At 67.9% G+C, this 17,121-nt stretch carries 15 protein-coding genes; 10 read left to right on the forward strand and 5 right to left on the reverse strand.

Annotation, left to right across the window (positions count from 1 at the left end; all coding sequences use genetic code 11):
- The first annotated feature begins 133 nt into the window (after positions 1-133).
- The 3 genes from AX690_RS02020 to AX690_RS02030 all read left to right on the forward strand — a co-directional run bounded on the left by AX690_RS02020 (position 134) and on the right by AX690_RS02030 (position 3,281).
- On the forward strand, positions 134-1,390 hold the full coding sequence (locus AX690_RS02020; protein WP_066682643.1) for an MFS transporter: 1,257 nt from the start codon (positions 134-136) through the stop codon (positions 1,388-1,390).
- 18 nt (positions 1,391-1,408) lie between these two features.
- On the forward strand, positions 1,409-2,215 hold the full coding sequence (locus AX690_RS02025; RefSeq protein ID WP_066682645.1) for an RNA methyltransferase: 807 nt from the start codon (positions 1,409-1,411) through the stop codon (positions 2,213-2,215).
- An 82-nt stretch (positions 2,216-2,297) separates the two neighbouring features.
- Entirely contained in the window at positions 2,298-3,281 is a 984-nt protein-coding gene (locus AX690_RS02030) for an alpha/beta hydrolase (RefSeq protein ID WP_066682648.1), read from the forward strand.
- 183 nt (positions 3,282-3,464) lie between these two features.
- On the opposite strand, the gene AX690_RS02035 is transcribed toward AX690_RS02030, so the two are convergent.
- Positions 3,465-4,184: a YafY family protein gene (locus tag AX690_RS02035; protein WP_066682650.1), complete on the reverse strand. Its 720-nt coding sequence runs from the start codon at positions 4,182-4,184 to the stop codon at positions 3,465-3,467.
- Between the two features lie 94 nt (positions 4,185-4,278).
- On the opposite strand from AX690_RS02035, the gene AX690_RS02040 reads away from it, so the two are divergent.
- Positions 4,279-5,007: a glutathione S-transferase family protein gene (locus AX690_RS02040; protein ID WP_066682651.1), complete on the forward strand. Its 729-nt coding sequence runs from the start codon at positions 4,279-4,281 to the stop codon at positions 5,005-5,007.
- A gap of 194 nt (positions 5,008-5,201) precedes the next feature.
- Positions 5,202-5,537: a hypothetical protein gene (locus AX690_RS02045; RefSeq protein WP_066682653.1), complete on the forward strand. Its 336-nt coding sequence runs from the start codon at positions 5,202-5,204 to the stop codon at positions 5,535-5,537.
- Between the two features lie 8 nt (positions 5,538-5,545).
- Here the strand turns inward: AX690_RS02045 and AX690_RS02050 are convergent, their stop codons facing one another.
- The 3 genes from AX690_RS02050 to AX690_RS02060 all read right to left on the reverse strand — a co-directional run bounded on the left by AX690_RS02050 (position 5,546) and on the right by AX690_RS02060 (position 7,875).
- The gene (locus AX690_RS02050; RefSeq protein ID WP_066682655.1) at positions 5,546-6,562 is read right to left on the reverse strand and encodes a 2-hydroxyacid dehydrogenase; all 1,017 of its coding nucleotides are present in this window, start codon (positions 6,560-6,562) and stop codon (positions 5,546-5,548) included.
- A gap of 94 nt (positions 6,563-6,656) precedes the next feature.
- Complete coding sequence (locus tag AX690_RS02055; protein ID WP_066682657.1) at positions 6,657-7,397, reverse strand: SDR family NAD(P)-dependent oxidoreductase; 741 nt, start codon at positions 7,395-7,397, stop codon at positions 6,657-6,659.
- Between the two features lies 1 nt (position 7,398).
- Positions 7,399-7,875, reverse strand: a complete 477-nt coding sequence (locus tag AX690_RS02060) for a DUF3429 domain-containing protein (RefSeq protein ID WP_066682658.1) — start codon at positions 7,873-7,875, stop codon at positions 7,399-7,401.
- Positions 7,876-8,097: 222 nt separating this feature from the next.
- Between AX690_RS02060 and AX690_RS02065 the strand changes: the two genes are divergently transcribed.
- From AX690_RS02065 to AX690_RS02080, 4 genes are all read left to right on the forward strand, one after another.
- Entirely contained in the window at positions 8,098-8,652 is a 555-nt protein-coding gene (locus AX690_RS02065) for an RNA polymerase sigma factor (protein ID WP_066682660.1), read from the forward strand.
- Positions 8,652-9,599, forward strand: coding sequence for a FecR domain-containing protein (locus AX690_RS02070; RefSeq protein ID WP_066682662.1), 948 nt, complete (start codon positions 8,652-8,654; stop codon positions 9,597-9,599). Before AX690_RS02065 ends, AX690_RS02070 begins: the two co-directional genes overlap by 1 nt.
- A gap of 117 nt (positions 9,600-9,716) precedes the next feature.
- A complete protein-coding gene (locus AX690_RS02075) occupies positions 9,717-12,215 on the forward strand; it encodes a TonB-dependent receptor (protein WP_066682664.1) in 2,499 nt (832 codons plus the stop codon).
- A gap of 67 nt (positions 12,216-12,282) precedes the next feature.
- A complete protein-coding gene (locus AX690_RS02080) occupies positions 12,283-13,800 on the forward strand; it encodes an alkaline phosphatase (protein ID WP_066682666.1) in 1,518 nt (505 codons plus the stop codon).
- Positions 13,801-13,962: 162 nt separating this feature from the next.
- On the opposite strand, the gene AX690_RS02085 is transcribed toward AX690_RS02080, so the two are convergent.
- Positions 13,963-14,724: a helix-turn-helix domain-containing protein gene (locus AX690_RS02085; RefSeq protein ID WP_197426748.1), complete on the reverse strand. Its 762-nt coding sequence runs from the start codon at positions 14,722-14,724 to the stop codon at positions 13,963-13,965.
- Positions 14,725-14,928: 204 nt separating this feature from the next.
- On the opposite strand from AX690_RS02085, the gene AX690_RS02090 reads away from it, so the two are divergent.
- Complete coding sequence (locus AX690_RS02090; RefSeq protein WP_066682674.1) at positions 14,929-17,118, forward strand: TonB-dependent receptor; 2,190 nt, start codon at positions 14,929-14,931, stop codon at positions 17,116-17,118.
- The last annotated feature ends 3 nt before the right edge of the window (positions 17,119-17,121 follow it).

Raw genomic sequence — 17,121 nt, forward strand, 5'->3', positions numbered from 1 at the left:
CATGGTGGCCCTTGTGCGGCAAGGCGGCCGCGGCCACTGTGCCGACAGACGCGGCGCAGACCGCGCGGACCCGTCCGGTCCGGTTCAAGAATCTGGGCGGCCGAAGCCGATCGGGCGCTCGGGGGGAGATGATATGCGGCCAGAGGATCGGGCCCGGCCCAAGGAGCCGGTGCGCGCGGGTTTCATCGCCGCCTACACCCTGGCGCAGATCGGCGCGTTCGTCTCGTTCCAGCCTCTGCTCCAGGTGCTGCTGCCGCTGAAGGCCCAGGCGATCGACCCTGCGGGCAAGGCGGTGGTCCTGAGCCAGGTCGCCTTCTACGGCGCGATCGTCGCCAGCATCGCCAACCTGCTGGCCGGGGCGATCAGCGACCGGACCACCTCGCGTTTCGGGCGGCGCAGGCCCTGGATCGTGGTCGGCGCCATCGGCGCGTCCCTGGCCTATCTGGCGATCATGCGCGCCACGACCCCGGCGGCCCTGGTCGGCGGCATGATCCTGTTCCAGTTGACCTTCAATCTCTGCTTCTCGGCGCTGGTGGCCGTCATGCCCGACCGGGTGCCCGACGGGCAAAAGGGACTGGTCGCGGCGTTCCAGAGCCTGGGCAATCCGCTGGGCACGGCCGCCGGGGCGGTGCTGATCGGCGGCGTCCTGGTGGTCGAGGGGCAACGCTATGCAGCGATCTCGGCGGCGCTGCTGATCGGGCTCTTGCCGTTGGTGATCAGCCTGCGCGACCCGCCGTTGCCCAAGAGCAGCGTGCCGCCGTTCCGGCTGGGCGCCTTCTTCGCGGGGCTTTGGGTGAACCCGAGAAAGCATCCCGACTTCGCCTTCGCCTGGGCGGGACGGTTCATGGTGCTGGTCGCCCTGTGCCTGACCCAGAACTACATGCTCTACTTTCTGCAGGACGTGCTGGACTATCCGCGCCTGTTTCCCGGCCGTCGGGCCGAGGAGGGACTGGCGATCCTGACGACGGTCTCCACTGTCTCGAATGTCGCCTTCGCCATGCTGGGCGGGGTGCTGTCCGACCGGTTGCAGCGGCGCAAGCTGTTCGCCTTCGGCGCGGCCTTGGCCATCACCGCGACCATGATCGTCTTTTCGATGTCGCCGAGCTGGCCGCTGCTGCTGGCGACCTATTTCGTTCTGGGCTGCGGCGCGGGGTGCTTCTACGCGGTCGACATCGCCCTGGTGACCCAGGTGCTGCCGTCCCAACGCGACGCGGGCAAGGATCTGGGCGTGATCAACCTGGCCAACACCTTGCCCCAGGCCCTGGCGCCGGGCCTGGCCGTCTGGGCGCTGGGACCCAGCCGGATGGACTACCACGTCTTCTTCCTGACCGCGGCGGCGCTGGCCCTGGCTGGCGGTCTGGCTATCCTGCCGATACGAGGGGTGCGTTAGTCCACCGCCGAGGCCGCCTTGCCACAGTTCCGCGTCGTCACCGATCCCGACGACCCCGCCGTCGCCCCGTTTCGCGCGATCAAGGAGCGTGACCTCGTCGGGCGCGAGGGGCTGTTCATCGCCGAGGGCGAGACGGTGCTGCGGGCCTTCGTCCGCGACGCGCCCGAGCGGGTGGTCTCGCTGCTGATCGATCCCAAGCGTCGGGACAAGCTGGAGGACGTCTTCGCGGGGGTGCCCGAGGAAGTTCCGGTCCATTTCGCCGACCAGACGGTGCTCGACGCCATCGCCGGCTTTCACCTGCATCGCGGCGTGCTGGCCGTCGGGCGGAAGCCGACGCCCGTCCCCGCCGCTGACTTGCTCGCGCGCCTGCCTGAAAGGGCGGTGGTGCTGGTGCTGTGCGGCATCGCCAATCACGACAACATCGGCGGCATCTACCGCAACGCCGCCGCGTTCGGCGTCGACGCCATCATCCTCGACGCCGACTGCTGCGATCCGCTGTATCGCAAGGCGATCCGCGTGTCGGTCGGCGCGGCGCTGTCGGTCCCGACCGCGCGGCTCGGTCGCGGGGAGGACATCGCCGACCTCCTGGCGCGGACGGGCTTCGAGGCCCTGGCGCTGAGCCCCTCGGCGTCCGAGATCCTGGCCCAGCTAAAGCCCGCGCCGCGCACCGCCGTGCTGCTGGGCGCCGAGGGGCCTGGCCTTTCGCCGGAGGTCATGGCGCGCGCCCGGACGGTCGGGATTCCAATGGCCAACGGCTTCGACTCGCTGAACGTCGCCACCACCAGCGGGATCGTGCTGCACCACCTGCGTTTCGCCGAGGTCTAGGGACGCTGGAAACCGGTTTCCAAATCGGCCGAGGCCGCTTTAGGGTCTCGCCCGCAACATCCCGTCAGAAGGCTTCGATCCCATGCTGAACCGTCGCGGCGCCCTTGCGGCTTTCGTCACTGGCGTCCTGGGATCCCTGGCGGCGCGGAAGGCGGAGGCGGCCGTGGAACAGTCCAAGTCGGCGCCCGCCGATCCCACCGAGATCATCACCCTCTGGCCGAACGGCGCGCCGGGCGGGGAGGGCGTCACGGTCGAGGAGCGGATCATTGATCGCACCACGCCCGGCGGTCCGCGCGACCGCGCCCTGACGCACACGCGCAAGCCGACCCTGGCGGTCTTCCGCCCCAAGAAGCCGAACGGCGCGGCGGTCATGCTGATCCCCGGCGGCGGCTACGAGCGGGTGGTGCTGGACAAGGAAGGCTACGAGACCGCCCGGCGGCTGAACGAGAGCGGCTATACCTGCTTTGTCCTGTTCTACCGCATGCCCGGCGACGGCTGGGCGGCGGGCGGCGACGCCCCACTGCAGGACGCCCAGCGCGCTATCCGCCTGGTCCGTTCGAAGGCTTCGGCCATGGGCTTCTCGGCGGACCGCGTGGCGATCATGGGCTTTTCGGCCGGCGGACATCTGGCGGCCAATCTGACGGTGCGGTTTGACGCCCCGACCTATGACTCCGTCGACGCCGCCGACCAGCTGTCGGCCAAGCCGAGCCTGTCGGCCTTGATCTATCCGGTTATCAGCCTGGACCTGTCGATCGCCCACGGCGGCTCGCGCAAGCAGCTGCTGGCCCGCGACGGCTCGCCCGACCGCGAGGCCGTCCTGTCGCCGGACAAGCAGGTGCGGGAAGGGCTGTCGCCGGTGTTCCTGCTGCACGCGGCCGACGACAAGACCGTGCCGGTCGCCAATTCCCTGACCATGTTCACGGCGCTGAAGGCCAAGGCGGTTCCGGCCGAACTGCACGTCTTCGAGGAGGGCGGCCACGGCTTTGGCCTGCGTTTCACCCCCGACAAGCCGGTCGCCGCCTGGCCCAGCCTGTTCGAGGCCTTCGCCAAGCGGCACGGGGTTTAGGGCGGCTTCAAGCTGGATAGTTCCGAGAACGAGCCCCCAAATCCGTGTCATCCCGGAAGCCTCGCAGAGGCTATCCGGGACCCAGGGGCTAGCGGCGGTGCGGTTGCCCCTGGGTCCCGGCTCTCCGCTACGCTCCGGCCGGGATGACACGAGAGGAGGCGATGAAGCAGTCCAGGCGTTCGCTCAGCAGGTTTCCCGTTCCCGCGCGTTCCAGGCGGCGATCTCGGCGTCCCGGAACTTGACCCACTCGGCCCGCAGCACCGCCGGCCGTTTGCCATGGCGCTCGTCGAGGAACTCGGCCCCGACGACGCGGTCGGTGCGGAAGGTGCGGAACGCCTCGCGCAGCTCGCACCAGGCGATGATCATCCGGATGGTCTCGCGATAGCCGACCGTGACCGGCCAGATGACGCGGTTGCTGACCGCGCCGGCCTCGTCGCTGTAGTCGAGGCGGATCTTGCGGCCAGCGTGGATCCAGGCGCGGACCTGAGCGACGTCGATGCGGTCGGTCTGGGGCTTCCAGGCGGGCGAGGCCGCCGCCGCCGGCTCCAGCACATAGGGGCGCAGTCGATCGGGAACAGCCGAGGCGATCTTGCTGATCAGGTCCTTGGCGGCCTTGGCCAGCACCGGGTCGCCGCGTCCGGCAACCCACTGCGCGCCCAGCACCGCCGCCTCGATCTCGTCGGGCGTCAGCATCAGCGGCGGCATGTCGAAGCCGGCTTCCAGCACATAGCCGACGCCGGCCTCGCCGCGAATCGGGGCGCGTTGGCCGACCAGGGCGGCGATGTCGCGATAGACGCTGCGCTTGGAGGTCTCCAGCTCGGCGGCGATGGCGTCGGCTGTCACCGGCGCGCGGCTGCGGCGCAGGATCTGGATGATCTGGAAAAGGCGTTCGGCGCGTCTCATGACTTCGAATATCAGCGATCGCTACTGACAGCATGCTGGCAGTAGGGTGGCGGTAGCAAGTGGTCATCACGACATTCGAGATCGGAGAGGGACCATGATCACGCTGTTCGCCGCCGGAGCCGGGTTCGGGCTGCCCGAGATCAGCCCCTATGTCACCAAGACCGAGGTCCAGCTGATGATGGCCGGCCTCGACTATCGCAAGACGGTCGGCAGCCGCGAGACCGCGCCCAAGGGCCAGCTGCCGTGGATCGAGGACGCGGCCCAGGCGATCGGCGACTCCACCTTCATCCGCGCCCACATCGAGCAGAAGTACAATGTCGATCTCGATATCGGTCTGACCGGCAAGGAGCGCGCCCAGGCCTGGGCGATCGAGCGGATGATCGAGAACCAGCTGGGCTGGGTCTCGGGCTATTTCCGCTTCCTGGAGCCCGCCAATTTCGCCAAGGGGCCGGCGCGCTGGTTCGACCAGGCGCCCGAGCACTTGCGCGACGGCCTTCGGCAGGGGCTCCTGGAGGCGGTCAGCGCCAACATCCGCGCCGTCGGCGTCGGGCGTCACCTTCGCGAGGAGATCGCGTGGCTGGGCAGTCTGTCGCTGCGCTCGCTGGACGAACTGCTGGAGGACAAGACCTATCTGATGCGCGACAGCCACCCCGTCGGCGTCGACGCCATCGCCTTCGCCATGCTGGCCGCGATCCTGACGCCGTTCTTCGATTCGCCGCTGCGGCGGGAGGCTGAAAGCTATCCGCGCCTTGTCGCCTATGTCGGCCGCATGATGAGCCAATTCTACCCCGCCCATCCCTGGGGACTGCGCCAAGCGGCGTAAGGGCCTCAACTATCCCCCGTGAAAGTCTAGATCACCGCCGTTCAGGTTGCGGTCGCCGGTTGCATTTCATTTCGATCTGACGTTGTTGACGGCCAATGACCTCGCTTTGGCGCGATCATTGGCCGCACATGTCTAGGTCTTGCCCCTCGCGGCGGGCGTGTGCTGTTTTGCGGCTTCAAAATAGGGGGTATGGGATGTCTGAGACTTTGGCGCCGGTAGAGGTTGAGACGGTGCTGGAAGCGATCTCGACGGAGATGTCGATCGCGGCCGTGGCGTGCGGACATCTGGACGTGGCGCTGGGCAAGATCCTCGAGGTCGTGCCGGCCGAGCATCGCTTGGCCGTGATGCACGAGCTGCACATGGTCGACATGCTGGCCCAGCACATCACCGCCATCACCGACTTCACCGGCCGCGTGCTGCACGAGAGCCACCACACCGGCCGCCTCGAGGTCAACGACGCCCTCAACGCCATCACCCTGGGCGACGTCGCCGCCCGCCTGCGCGCCTCGCTGCTGGCCAAGGCCGGCTAAGACGGCCCTTAGTGAGACGGCCGGACGGCGTCCGCGGACACCGCGTGCGCCGACGGTCGTCCGGCCTCGACATCAGCCAGATTGCCCAGCGTCGTCTCGGCGATCGCGGTCAGCGCTTCCTCGGTGAGGAAGGCCTGGTGGCCGGTCACCAGCACGTTCGGGAAGGTCAGCAGGCGCTGGAAGAGGTCGTCCTGGATGATCTCGTTCGACAGGTCCTCGAAGAACAGGTCCGCCTCCTGCTCGTAGACATCCAGCGCCACGCCGCCCACCTGCCGTGACTTGAGGCCCGCGATCAGGGCGGTGGTGTCGATCAGCGCGCCCCGGCTGGTGTTGATGATCAGCACGCCAGGCTTGGCGGCCGCGATGGCGGCGTCGTCGATCAGGTGCCGCGTCTCGGGCGTCAGCGGGCAGTGCAGCGAGATCAGCTCGGCTTCGCGCAGCAGGGTCTTCACGGGGACATAGCGGACGCCGGCCGCGATGAGCGCCGGATCCTGCACGACATCGCTGGCCAGAACCTCGCAGCCAAAGCCCAGGCGCAGCATCCGCGCGACCAGCGCTCCGATCCGGCCGGTGCCGACGACCCCCGCCGTGCGTCCGGCCAGGTTGCGGCCGATCAGGCCGTCGAGGGCGAAGTTGTTCTCGCGGACACGGGCGTAGGCGCGCGGGATGTTGCGATCCAGCGCTAGCAGCAGGCCCAGGGTGAACTCCGCCACCGCCTCCGGCGAATAGGCCGGCACGCGCACGACGGTGACGCCCAGCCGTTGCGCCGCCGCCAGGTCGACATTGTTGAAGCCGGCGCACCGCAGCGCCACGGTCCGCGTCCCGCCGGTGGCTAGAGCCTCCAGCGTCGCCGCGTCGAGGCGGTCGTTGACGAAGACGCACACCGCCGGGTAGCCGACGGCCAGCGGCGCCGAGGAGGCGTCGAGGCGGGCCTCGAAGTAGTCGATGCGGTGACCAAAGGCGCCATTCGCGGCGTCGAAGAAACGCCGATCGTAGGCCTTGGCCGAGAACATCGCCACCCGCATGGTCTGCTCCTCACGTGAAGGCCGCAGCGGTAGCAGATCGCGCGGGGCGCGCGCAGCGCGGGCGGCTACGGAGGGTCAGCCCGCCAAGGCCCGCTCACCAAGGTATCGGCGCGCCGTCGTAGTCGAAGAAGCCGCCGCTGTCGGCGGCCTCCCACTGGTGAACGACCTTCAGAAGCTTGGCGACGGCCTCGCGCGGCGTCGCGATCGACCGGGCGCCGCGCGCGAACGGGGCGCTCAGCGGCGTGTCGACTGTTCCCGGATGCAGGGCGGCGCAGATCGTCAGCGGCCGTTCGCGCGACAGCTCGATCGCCTGGCAGCGGATCAGCATGTTCAGCGCCGCCTTGCTGGCGCGGTAGGCGTGCCAGCCGCCCAGGCTGTTGTCGCCGATGCTGCCGACGCGGGCCGATAGCGCCGCGATCACGCCGCGTTCATAGCGGGGCAGCAGCGGCGCCAAGTGCTTGCAGACCAGCGTGGGCAGCACGGTGTTGACCTCGAACAGCCGAGAGAGGCTGGCGGCCGTCACCGCCTTCATGGACTTCTCGGGCGCGAGACCTGGCTCATGCAGAATGCCCGTGGCGATCAGGATCAATCCCGGAGCGCCGAGCCTGGAAATCTCGATCGCCAGATTGGCCAGGGCTTGCTCATCCAGCAGGTCGGCGGCCAGGAAGGGCAGGCGCGGATCGTCGGGCCAGTCGTCAGGCCGCCGGCGACCGACGCCGACCACCTTGTCCCAGCCCGGCTCGCCGCGCAGTTCCTCGACGAAGGCGCGCCCCAGGCCGCCGCCGGCGCCGACCACGACCGCGAGGCGTTGGTCTGGCTCTTGATCGAGCGTCATCTCAGCCGCCCGCCACCGCCGCGCCGATCACCAGGCCGACGCAGGCCATGGCCGTCAGCGGCAGGCGAAGCTGCCGGTACCACTCGGGGAGAGACTTGGAGGTTACGTCCCAGACGCCTTGCGCGGCCAGGGCGGCGCCCATGCCAAGCAGGGCGTCCGCCGCCAGCTTGGGTTCGCTCTGCCCCATGACGCCGACGGCGGCGAGCGCCCAGCCGACCAGGGGCGGGGCCATCGCCAGGACCAGGGTGTCGGAGCGGCAATCGTCGCTGAACACCGCCTGCGCCGCGCGCACGCCGCCCAGGAAGGACAGGATGGCGGCGGCGTAGACGACCTGGATGCTGCTCCAGGACAAGACCGGTTCGAACCAGTCGATCCGCAGCACCGGCGGCGCCAGGAACGGGATCAGCCCCAGGCCGCCCAGCCAGGTCATCAGCTTGGCCTGGGATCGCGCCTGGCCGATCTCTTGCGCGTGCGACATGGCTTTCCCGCTCCCTCGGACCAAGCGCCTAGCTGGCGCTCGGATGAGAGATACGCGGCGTCGCCGCGATTGGATGACCGCACACGCCGTATCGATCGCTCAAAGCGCTCGAGACGTCAGTCCTGGAGGTGCGCCAACGGCCGCTTCTGGCGCGTTGTAGTCGTCGGGGTCTCCCACACGGAGTTTCACACGATTGTCGTCAGGCGCTGGCATGGCCGGCTCATGTCCATCCCCGCCTCCGATCAAGGCCTGACGCCTGAGGCGTCCGGCTCGCCAGGCGCCGAGCGCTTTGAGGCCCTGGCCCGACGCCTTCGCGTTCCGCTGCTGCGCTACTTCACTCGCCGCACCGGCTCGCGGCCCGACAGCGAGGAATTGGTACAGGACCTGTTTCTGCGACTGCTGCGCCGCCCTGGCCTCATGGCCCTGGAAAGCATCGATGGTTACGTGTTCGAGGCCGCCGCGAACCTCCTTCGCGACAAGGTGAAACGGGAACGGACACGGCCGCTGCTGAGCGCGGTCGACTTGGATCGTATCGACCTGGCCGACGACCTCCCGGACGCGGAGGACGTCATCGGCGGGCGACAGAACCTGGAACGCATCCGGATCGCCCTCAAGTCGCTCTCGCCTCGGGCGCGCACCATCGTCATTCTTCGTCGCTTCGAGGATATGAGCCACGCCCAGATCGCCGCCCGGCTGAATATCTCGGTCAGCGCCGTCGAGAAGCATCTTGTGCGGTCGATGGCCGTTCTGCGCAACGCCTTGCGGGAGCAGGGATGATGAGGCGTCGCATCGTTGACGAGGACGAGGCCGCCCGATGGTTCGCCAAGGCTGATCGCGGGCCGCTGGCGGCGGACGACCGCAAGGCGTTCCTTGAGTGGCTCGAAGCCCCCGGCAACGCCGAGGCCTATCAGGAAACCGCCGACGCCTGGTCGTCCCTGAGGGCGGCCAAGGGCGCCGATGGCCTGATGGCGATGCGCGCGGCTGCTTTGCGCGACGCATCCGGGATCAGCCGTCGGCGCGCGATCTTCGGCTTGGCCGGCGCCGCGACAGCGGCGGGCGGGGGCGGCGTCGCGGTGATGATGGCCAGCGCGGCCGGCGCGACGATCCGCACCAGCGCGGGCGAGCGCCTTACCGCCCCGTTGCCGGACGGATCGAGCGTGACCCTGGCTCCGCTGTCGAGGGTTCGTGTGCAGTACGACGCCCAGCGTCGGCGCGTGCGGCTCGTTGAGGGGCAGGCCTATTTCGACATGCGCTCGGCCCCCGACCGGCCGTTCCAGGTCGTTGTTGGCGATGAGCGCGCCCAAGGCAGCGGCGGGCGCTTCCAAGTGACCAAGCAGGGCGATACGGCGCAGATTCTTATCGAGGACGGAGCGCTCGACGTCGCCGCGGCCGGACAGGCCGCGCCGCGAAGACTGACGACCGGCCAAATGGTGTCTGGTCAGGCCGGGCCAAAATCCGTGGCGGCGGCGGATCTCGACGCGCTCACGGCCTGGCGCGATGGCCGGCTGGTGTTCAACGACACGCCGTTGCCGCAGGTCGCGGCGGCGTTCAATCGCTATTCCAGCGACCAGTTGTCCCTGGCTCCGGGCGCGCGGCTGGACGACATCCGGATCTCCGGATCGTTCCGCTACGACGGCGCGCGCGAGTTCGCCAACGCCCTGCGCGTGGGCTTTGGCGTGCGCGTCCATCAGGTCGACAGGACAACCTGGGAGATCGCCGAATGACCGATGCTGGCGTCCCGGCATTCGATGAAATTTTCGCGACAAGGTGAGGCTTTCGGCGGAGCCGCGGTTCCTGGGGATGATCGGTCGACGGGGGCCGGATTTGCCTAGGAAAGCACGATGACGAACCGAGTTTCCCACGCCGCTGGTCTTCGGCGCGGCCTGATGGCCTGCTGCGCCGTGATGGTCCTGAGCGCGGCCGCGCCGGCCCTGGCCCAGGAGCCCGCCGCGCCGTCGGTGGCCTTCACCCTGCCCACCCAACCCCTGGAACTGGCCCTGCCGGCCTTCGCCAAGCAGGCCGACGTGCAGGTGCTCTATGCGTCGAACCTCGTGAAGGGCAAGCGGGCCAACGCCGTGATCGGCACGCGCCCGCCCGCCGAGGCGCTGCGTGACCTCCTGGCGGGTTCGGGCCTGAAGGCGACGGCCACCGGACCGCGGACATTTCTGATCTCGGTGGAGGAAAATCCGGTCGTCGCCGAGCTGGAAGAAGTGATTGTCACCGCCCAGAAGCGCTCGGCGCGGATCGAGAACGTCCCGATCGCCGTGACCGTCGTCGAAGGCGGCGACGCCCAGCGGCGCGGGATCACCAATGTCGTCGACCTCGTCGATCAGGTCGCCGGCGTCTCGGTGAACTATGCCTTCGGCGGCACCAACTACGGCCTGATCAGCATCCGCGGCATCGGCGGCGCCGACGACTACAAGCCCAACGGCAACCCCTCGGTCGCCTTGCATGTCGATGGCGTCTACCAGACCTCGAACGCCTATCTGGGCATGCCGCTGTTCGACCTCGATCGAATCGAAGTGCTCAAGGGACCGCAAGGCACGCTGTACGGCCGCAACACCACGGCCGGCGTCATCAACGCCATCACCCGGGGTCCTGGCCAAGCTCTGGAAGGCTCTGGCCGCGTCGAGTACGGCAGCTACGACTATACCGAGCTGGAGGCCTCGGTCGGCGGGCCGATCAGCGAGAACCTCGGGGTTCGCCTCGCCGTCCTGGCCCAGAACGGCGGCGGCTTCATGGATGGCGCCGGAGCGGGCCTTCTGGCCGGCTTCCGGCCTTCGGTGCGCGGCGTCGTCCAGACCCAGGTTCCGGCGCTGGTTGATCCGGGCCGCCGAAAGGGCTTTGGCGACAAGGACCTCGTCGCCGGCCGCGCGACCTTCGACGTCAAGATGGCCCCGGAAAGCGATCTGGTCGTGAAGCTGTTCGGCAGTCGCGACCGCGGCGACACCCGTCAGTACGACCGGATCTCGCGGGCCCGGGACGCCACGATCGCCAACGCCGGCGAGAATGACGATCCCTACGAGTTCTACTCGACCGGCTATCCGACCCAGAGCATCGACATCTATGGCGGCTCGGCGAGCTTCAGCCACAAGGTCCGGGAGAACCTGAATTTCACCGCCATCGGCGGCTGGCAGGGCAGCAAGCGCTCTGTGAAAGGCAACGGTGACGGCTCGCCCTATCCGGCCTCTTATTTCGACGCCAACGAGAAGCTCAGCCAGTCATCGCTGGAACTGCGCCTGGCCGACGACACCGGCGGCAAGCTGGACTGGATCGCCGGCGCCTTCTACGTGACCGACGACGTCAAGTTCGACACCAACTGGATCAGCTATTCGGCGCTGACGACGTACGACAACCTTCACCGCCAGGAACGCAACAGCTTCGCGCTGTTCGGCCAGGCCGACTATCATCTGCTCGATCGCCTGCAAGTGTCGGCCGGCCTGCGGTATACGCGGGACAACGCCCACTATGTCGGCCGCAACATCGACCACAATCCGTGGGGTATCAGCACCTTCACGACGACCTTCGCCACCACCAACCCCTTCTCATGGGATGAGAAGTTCGACGACGACAACGTCTCGGGCCGCCTGACCGTGAAGTACGACGTCACCTCGGCCCTGAACGTCTTCGTTTCGGCCGGGACGGGCTATCGCGGCGGCGGCTTCGACGGCACCTCGATCTTTACCGTGGCCGAGACCAAGCCGTTCGCCTCGGAGACCGTGCGCGCCTACGAGGCGGGCCTGCGCTGGACCACTTCGCGCCTTCGCCTGTCGCTGGACGTTTTCGACTACCGCTTCAGCGAACTGCAGGCGACGACGCGCCTGGCCAACGACACCAACGGCCGCGCCAATGTCGGCAAGGCTAGCAGCAAGGGTGTCGAGGTGGCGCTCAGCGCCCAGTTGCTGCGCACCGAGCGCCAGAACCTGACCTTTGACGTCAACGCCGCGTGGCTCGACACCGAAGTCCTGTCGTTCTCCTCCAACCGCGTGGCCGATGTGCTGCAGACGGTGGGCGACCCGCTGCCGGGCGCGCCGGATGTATCGGCCACCGCTAGCCTGAACCACAGCATCGCGCTGAGGGAAGGCTGGTCGCTGCGCAGCCGGGTGGGCGTCACCCACCATGGCGAGGAATCCAACCGCCTGAACGCGGCGCCAGGCAACACAGCCAAGGCCTACACCCTGGTCAACGCGCGGGTGGACTTGGCCACGCCATCGAACTGGACGGTCTATGCCTATGGTCGCAACATTACCGACGAGGTCTATTTCCCGGAGCTGAACGGCGCGGCTCGACTGGTCGGAGCGCCCGCCACCTACGGGATCGGCGCGCGGTTCGACTTCTGATCGCGGGGCGATCCGATCCTCTCGGGTCGGATCGCCTCCACCTCGTTTCTCCGACGGGATTCCAGCGATGTCCCTACTGACGCGCCGCGCGGTGATGTCGGCCTCGACCGGCCTGTTCCTGGCCCGCGCGACAGCGGCGCGGGGACTGGAGATTCGTCGGGCCGCGCCCGCCGAACCTTTCGCGATGGGCGTGGCCAGCGGTGATCCGTCGACAGACGGTTTCGTGCTCTGGACCCGCCTCAGCGCCGGCGGCGCGCCGCTCGACGCACCGGCCGTTCCCGTCGCCTATGAGGTGGCGGAGGACGAGGCCTTCCGCCGTATCGTACGACGTGGCCGCCGCGCGGCGACGCCGGTCTTGGGTCATTCGGTTCACGTCGAGCTATCGGGTTTGCGCCCCGGCCGACCTTACTGGTACCGGTTTCACGCCCTGGGCGCGATCAGCCCGGTCGGCCGCACCGCCACCGCGCCGGAGCACGCCGAACGCGCGCGGATCGCCGTCAGCTCGTGCCAGCATTTCGAACTGGGCTGGTTCAGCGCCTATCGCGACATGGTCGCCGCCCAACCCGACCTGATCGTGCAGTTGGGCGACTACATCTACGAGAACAGCTATGCCCAGTTTCCGAAGGTCCGGCGCTTCGACGCGCCCGAGCCCATGGACCTTGACGGCTATCGTCGCCGGCACGCGATCTACAAGTCCGATCCCGACCTTCGCGAGGCGCATCGGCAGGCGCCTTGGGTCGTGACCTGGGACGATCACGAGGTCGAGAACGACTATGCCGATCTAGCCAACCTCAAGGGACTGGACCCGGTGGTGTTCGCCCGTCGGCGCGCCGCGGCCTACCAGGCCTACTTCGAGCACCTGCCGGTGCGACCCAGCCTGTGGGCTCGTCCTGACCAGCCACGGCTCTATCGGCGCCTCGCCTGGGGCGACCTTGTCAGTCTTCCCGTGCTCGACGGTCGTCAGTATCGCTCGCCCCAGGCCTGCAATCCGCCCCGCCAGAGCGGGAACCGTCCGCGTCGCGACTGCCCCGCTCTGACCGCGCCGGCCCGCACCGTGCTGGGCGCGGCCCAGGAGGCTTGGCTGGACCAGACGCTAAAGGCCGAGCGCGGGCGCTGGACCCTGCTGGCGCAGCAGACGGTGCTCGCGCCGATCGAGACGCCCGACGGCGTGATGTCGGATCAGTGGGACGGCTACGCCGCGGCGCGCGACCGCCTTATGCGCAGCATGAGTCGTCCATCGGTGCGCAACGCCGTGGTCCTAAGCGGCGACATCCATGCCTACATGGTCAACGACCTGCGGATCGGCCAGGCCGATGCGGCGCCCGTGGCGACCGAGCTCGTGACGACATGCCTGGCCGCCAGCCACGCGCCGCCGGCGCGTTATGGCGATGTCCGGACCCGCAATGACCACGTCCGCTTCGCCGATATCGAACACTCGGGCTACACCTTGATCGAGGCGACGCCCCGGAAACTGGACATTGATCTGAGGGCCGTCTCCGATCAGGCAGACCCCAAAGGTGTCGCCCAAAGCCTGGCGCGATGCGTGATCGAGGATCGACGCCCGGGCGCGCAATTTGTCGTATGATCTCCGCCTTGCTCGGCTTTTTTCGTGACCTAAGCGGTGAGGCGCGAATCTTATGTAGCGTAGAGGCCTCAGGCGGGAGCGCATTGATCTGCCTTAAGCAGGCCCCCGCCATTCGCCTGACGAGCAGGATCATTTGGGTGAGGAGGGGCAGCCAACAGCGTCCTACCGGGCCTCTGATCTCGCTCGCCAGACGGTTGGAGAAGCGCCGATCAATCGCCGGAACGCGATCGAGAACTGCGCGGGATTGGCGTAGCCGCAAGCGCAAGCTGTCCGGGCCACACTCTCGCCGGCGCGCAGCAGGGCCTGAGCGCGAACCATCCGGCGACGCGTGATATAGGCGTAAGGCGTGCAACCGATGTCCGTCTTGAACGCACGGGTGAAGCCGCTGATCTCTCGCCCTGCCTGGGCCGCCATGCCGCCGACCGTGATGTCGCTGTCCAGATGGCTCTCGACCCAGTCGAGCACACGGCTCAAGCGTTCTCGAGAGAGGCGCGGCTGGGCGCTACGCGCCATGGAGCGGCCGGATAGCTCTTCAAGACGCCTAAGCACCAGCTCCGCGCCGTGCTGGAAGAAGGCGCTGGACGCGCCGTGCGCTTCGGCTTCGCACCAAAGCGCTCTCATGACGGATGACAGCAGTTCGTCCTCCACCAGTCCAAGTTGCTCGACGGCTTCGAACGACAAGCCCTGGCCAAGCACCGATGGATCTAGCGCCAGGCCGAGAGTCGCGACGGCGTCACATCGACTTTCCAGCGGCGCATCGGGCGGCGTCACGACGATCTGGCCCGCCCGCCACGGTCCCTCGATGCGCGTGTTCCCGCAACGATAGGTCAGGCGCTCGGCGTCTCCGAGCGAAAGGGCCAACCGTAGCAAACCACCGCTCTCGTAGCGCCCTTCGTGCGCGGGATAGCGGGCTCGGACAAGCACCGCGCCGCCTCCGCTGATGATCCTTCCATCCGTGGGCGCCGCGCGCCTGACCTGATCGGCCTCTGAGCCCTCCGACATGACGCGCGAAGTTTCCCGTTCCGGAGTGAAGACGTCCGACTTTGGAGTGGACGCGATGTTACAATATATCATTAGAGGTCGTGAAAATGGTTCGCAACAGGCGCGTCGGCGCGCCTTGGAGTTTTCATGACACGTGTTCTTGTTCTGGCCTCGACGGCTGCCGCCTCCTTGCTGAGCCTCCAGGCCGCCGCCCAAGAAGCCCCTCGCCAGGCGCGCAACGATGCGAGCACGGTCGAGGACCTCGTCGTGACGGCGACGCGGCGCGCCACGCGGCTGCAGGACGCAGATCTCTCCGCCACGGTCCTGGATCGCGAAGCCCTGGACCAGGCTCGTATCCGCGACATCCGTCAGCTGGACGCGGCGGTGGCCAATGTTCAGTTCAACGAAAGCGGCCAGCTGGGCAGCACCTTCATCAGCATCCGAGGCATCGAGTCCAACCCGTTCATCGTCAATCGCGCGGCCGTCTACATCGACGGCGTTCCGTTCCGAGAACTCTCGAACGCGGTTCTGAATCAGGTCGAAAGCATCGAGGTGCTTCGTGGCCCGCAAGCGACGCTCTACGGGGCCAACAGCGAGTCCGGCCTGATCGTTATCAACACCCGCGCGCCCACCGCCGCATTCACCGGCGAGGCGCGCGTCACGGCCAGCGCCTACAAGGGCGGAAACGAGGTCGAGACCGACGGCTTCATCGGCGGCCCGCTAGCCGGAGACGCCCTGACAGGCTCGCTGGCCTTCAAGCTGTCCAACGGCGACAGCTTCCTGCGAAACTTGGCGCCCAACGTCTCGGCCGGAAGCATTCGGGAGGCGTTCGTTCAGGGGCGTCTGCGGTGGCGGCCAAACGATCGTCTGACCGTCAACGGCCTGGCCTACGTCCTGGACACGCGCGCGCCGGGAGTCTTCGACCAGGAATACCTGCCGATGGACACCGCGCTGTACAACAAGTCCTACGCCGCCGCTTTCAACGGCGGCCGCGCCGTGAGCGACTTCACCTATGTCAACGACGCGCCCAAGCGGACCGACGAGCGCGAAGCCGTCGCGGGGGGCAGCCTGCGCTACCAGTTCGACGTTGGATCCCTGGACGCGGCCTTGTCCTATCGGCGTCTCAAGGTCGACGCGCGCGGCCTGGATTTCGACTTCACCGCCCTGCCGACCGCCGCCGGGCAAGACCACAAGGACACCGACTTCATCAACGGCGAGGTGCGCTTCAGTTCCCCCGACGACCGCCCAGTCACCTACATGGTGGGCGCTTCGATCTATCGTCAGGACACCCACCGGTTCCTGGCGACCTTCGTCGGTTCGGGCGGGCTGGATGACTACAACCCCGCCCCGACCCAGCGCGCTCAAGCCAAGGACTGGGGCCTCTTCGCCTCGGTAGGCTGGACGCCCTCAGCGCTGCCCGCGCTGACCATCAACGGCGGCGTCCGTTTCGATCATGCCCACCGCTCGGCGCGGCAATTGGCCGGAACGCTCGATCTGGGGCTAGGAGGCGTGCTCACCTACAAGGAGGCCGACCTAGACGCCGATTTCGAGCAGACGCTTCCTCGACTCGGCGCCAGCTACCGCGTGTCGTCCGATCTCAGCCTCTACGCCAATGTCGCCAAGGGCTACATTCCGGGCGGCTTCAACCTCGCCGCCGCTCAGTCCGATCTGGGAGCCGATATCCTCCGATACCCCTCCGAAACGATGTGGAGTCGAGAGGCCGGCTTCAAATGGCGCTCCACCGATCGCCGCCTTAGACTGTCTGGCGCGGTGTTCTACATCCGCTCGGACAACTGGCAGGAGATCCAGGTGGCGACGAACGCCTCGGGCCAGATCATCTCCTCGGACTATATCGGAGCCGACGCCTCCATCGACAGTAAGGGTTTTGAACTCGAGGCGGTCGCTCTGCCGCTGCCGGGCCTGGAACTGACGGCGGCCTGGGGATACGCCGACGCCCGCTATCGGGATCTGCGGATCGACGCGACCACGAACCTCAAAGGCCGGCGCGTGAAGCTGACGCCGTCCTATGATGGCTATCTGGCCGCCCGATACGCGCACACCAGCGGTTGGTATGTCCGCGCGGAAGCAGCCCTTACAGGCGAGGAGACCTTGGAGGCGACCGGCTCGGCCAAACAGAATGCGACCCAGGTCTATGGCCTGCAGTTCGGCTTCGAGACACAGCGCTATGCCGCGCGGCTGTTCGTCGAGAACCTGACGGATGTTCGTCGCCACAGCGGCATGGCGTTCCGCAATCTCGGCTTCGGCAATGATGGAAATTGGTACGCTCCCTTGGCTCGCGGCCGGCAAGCGGGTCTGGAGCTGACCTCGCGGTTCTGAGCG

This window comes from Caulobacter sp. CCH9-E1, from assembly GCF_001556515.1.
Classification (GTDB): Bacteria; Pseudomonadota; Alphaproteobacteria; order Caulobacterales; family Caulobacteraceae; genus Caulobacter.

Bases quoted from the DNA above. Each gene is read 5' to 3' on its own strand.
- AX690_RS02020 (WP_066682643.1), top strand. From the start codon at position 134: ATGCGGCCAGAGGATCGGGCCCGGCCCAAGGAGCCGGTGCGCGCGGGT.
- AX690_RS02030 (WP_066682648.1), top strand. From the start codon at position 2,298: ATGCTGAACCGTCGCGGCGCCCTTGCGGCTTTCGTCACTGGCGTCCTG.
- AX690_RS02035 (WP_066682650.1), bottom strand. From the start codon at position 4,184: ATGAGACGCGCCGAACGCCTTTTCCAGATCATCCAGATCCTGCGCCGC.
- AX690_RS02040 (WP_066682651.1), top strand. From the start codon at position 4,279: ATGATCACGCTGTTCGCCGCCGGAGCCGGGTTCGGGCTGCCCGAGATC.
- AX690_RS02045 (WP_066682653.1), top strand. From the start codon at position 5,202: ATGTCTGAGACTTTGGCGCCGGTAGAGGTTGAGACGGTGCTGGAAGCG.
- AX690_RS02050 (WP_066682655.1), bottom strand. From the start codon at position 6,562: ATGCGGGTGGCGATGTTCTCGGCCAAGGCCTACGATCGGCGTTTCTTC.
- AX690_RS02055 (WP_066682657.1), bottom strand. From the start codon at position 7,397: ATGACGCTCGATCAAGAGCCAGACCAACGCCTCGCGGTCGTGGTCGGC.
- AX690_RS02060 (WP_066682658.1), bottom strand. From the start codon at position 7,875: ATGTCGCACGCGCAAGAGATCGGCCAGGCGCGATCCCAGGCCAAGCTG.
- AX690_RS02065 (WP_066682660.1), top strand. From the start codon at position 8,098: ATGTCCATCCCCGCCTCCGATCAAGGCCTGACGCCTGAGGCGTCCGGC.
- AX690_RS02070 (WP_066682662.1), top strand. From the start codon at position 8,652: ATGAGGCGTCGCATCGTTGACGAGGACGAGGCCGCCCGATGGTTCGCC.
- AX690_RS02075 (WP_066682664.1), top strand. From the start codon at position 9,717: ATGACGAACCGAGTTTCCCACGCCGCTGGTCTTCGGCGCGGCCTGATG.
- AX690_RS02080 (WP_066682666.1), top strand. From the start codon at position 12,283: ATGTCCCTACTGACGCGCCGCGCGGTGATGTCGGCCTCGACCGGCCTG.
- AX690_RS02090 (WP_066682674.1), top strand. From the start codon at position 14,929: ATGACACGTGTTCTTGTTCTGGCCTCGACGGCTGCCGCCTCCTTGCTG.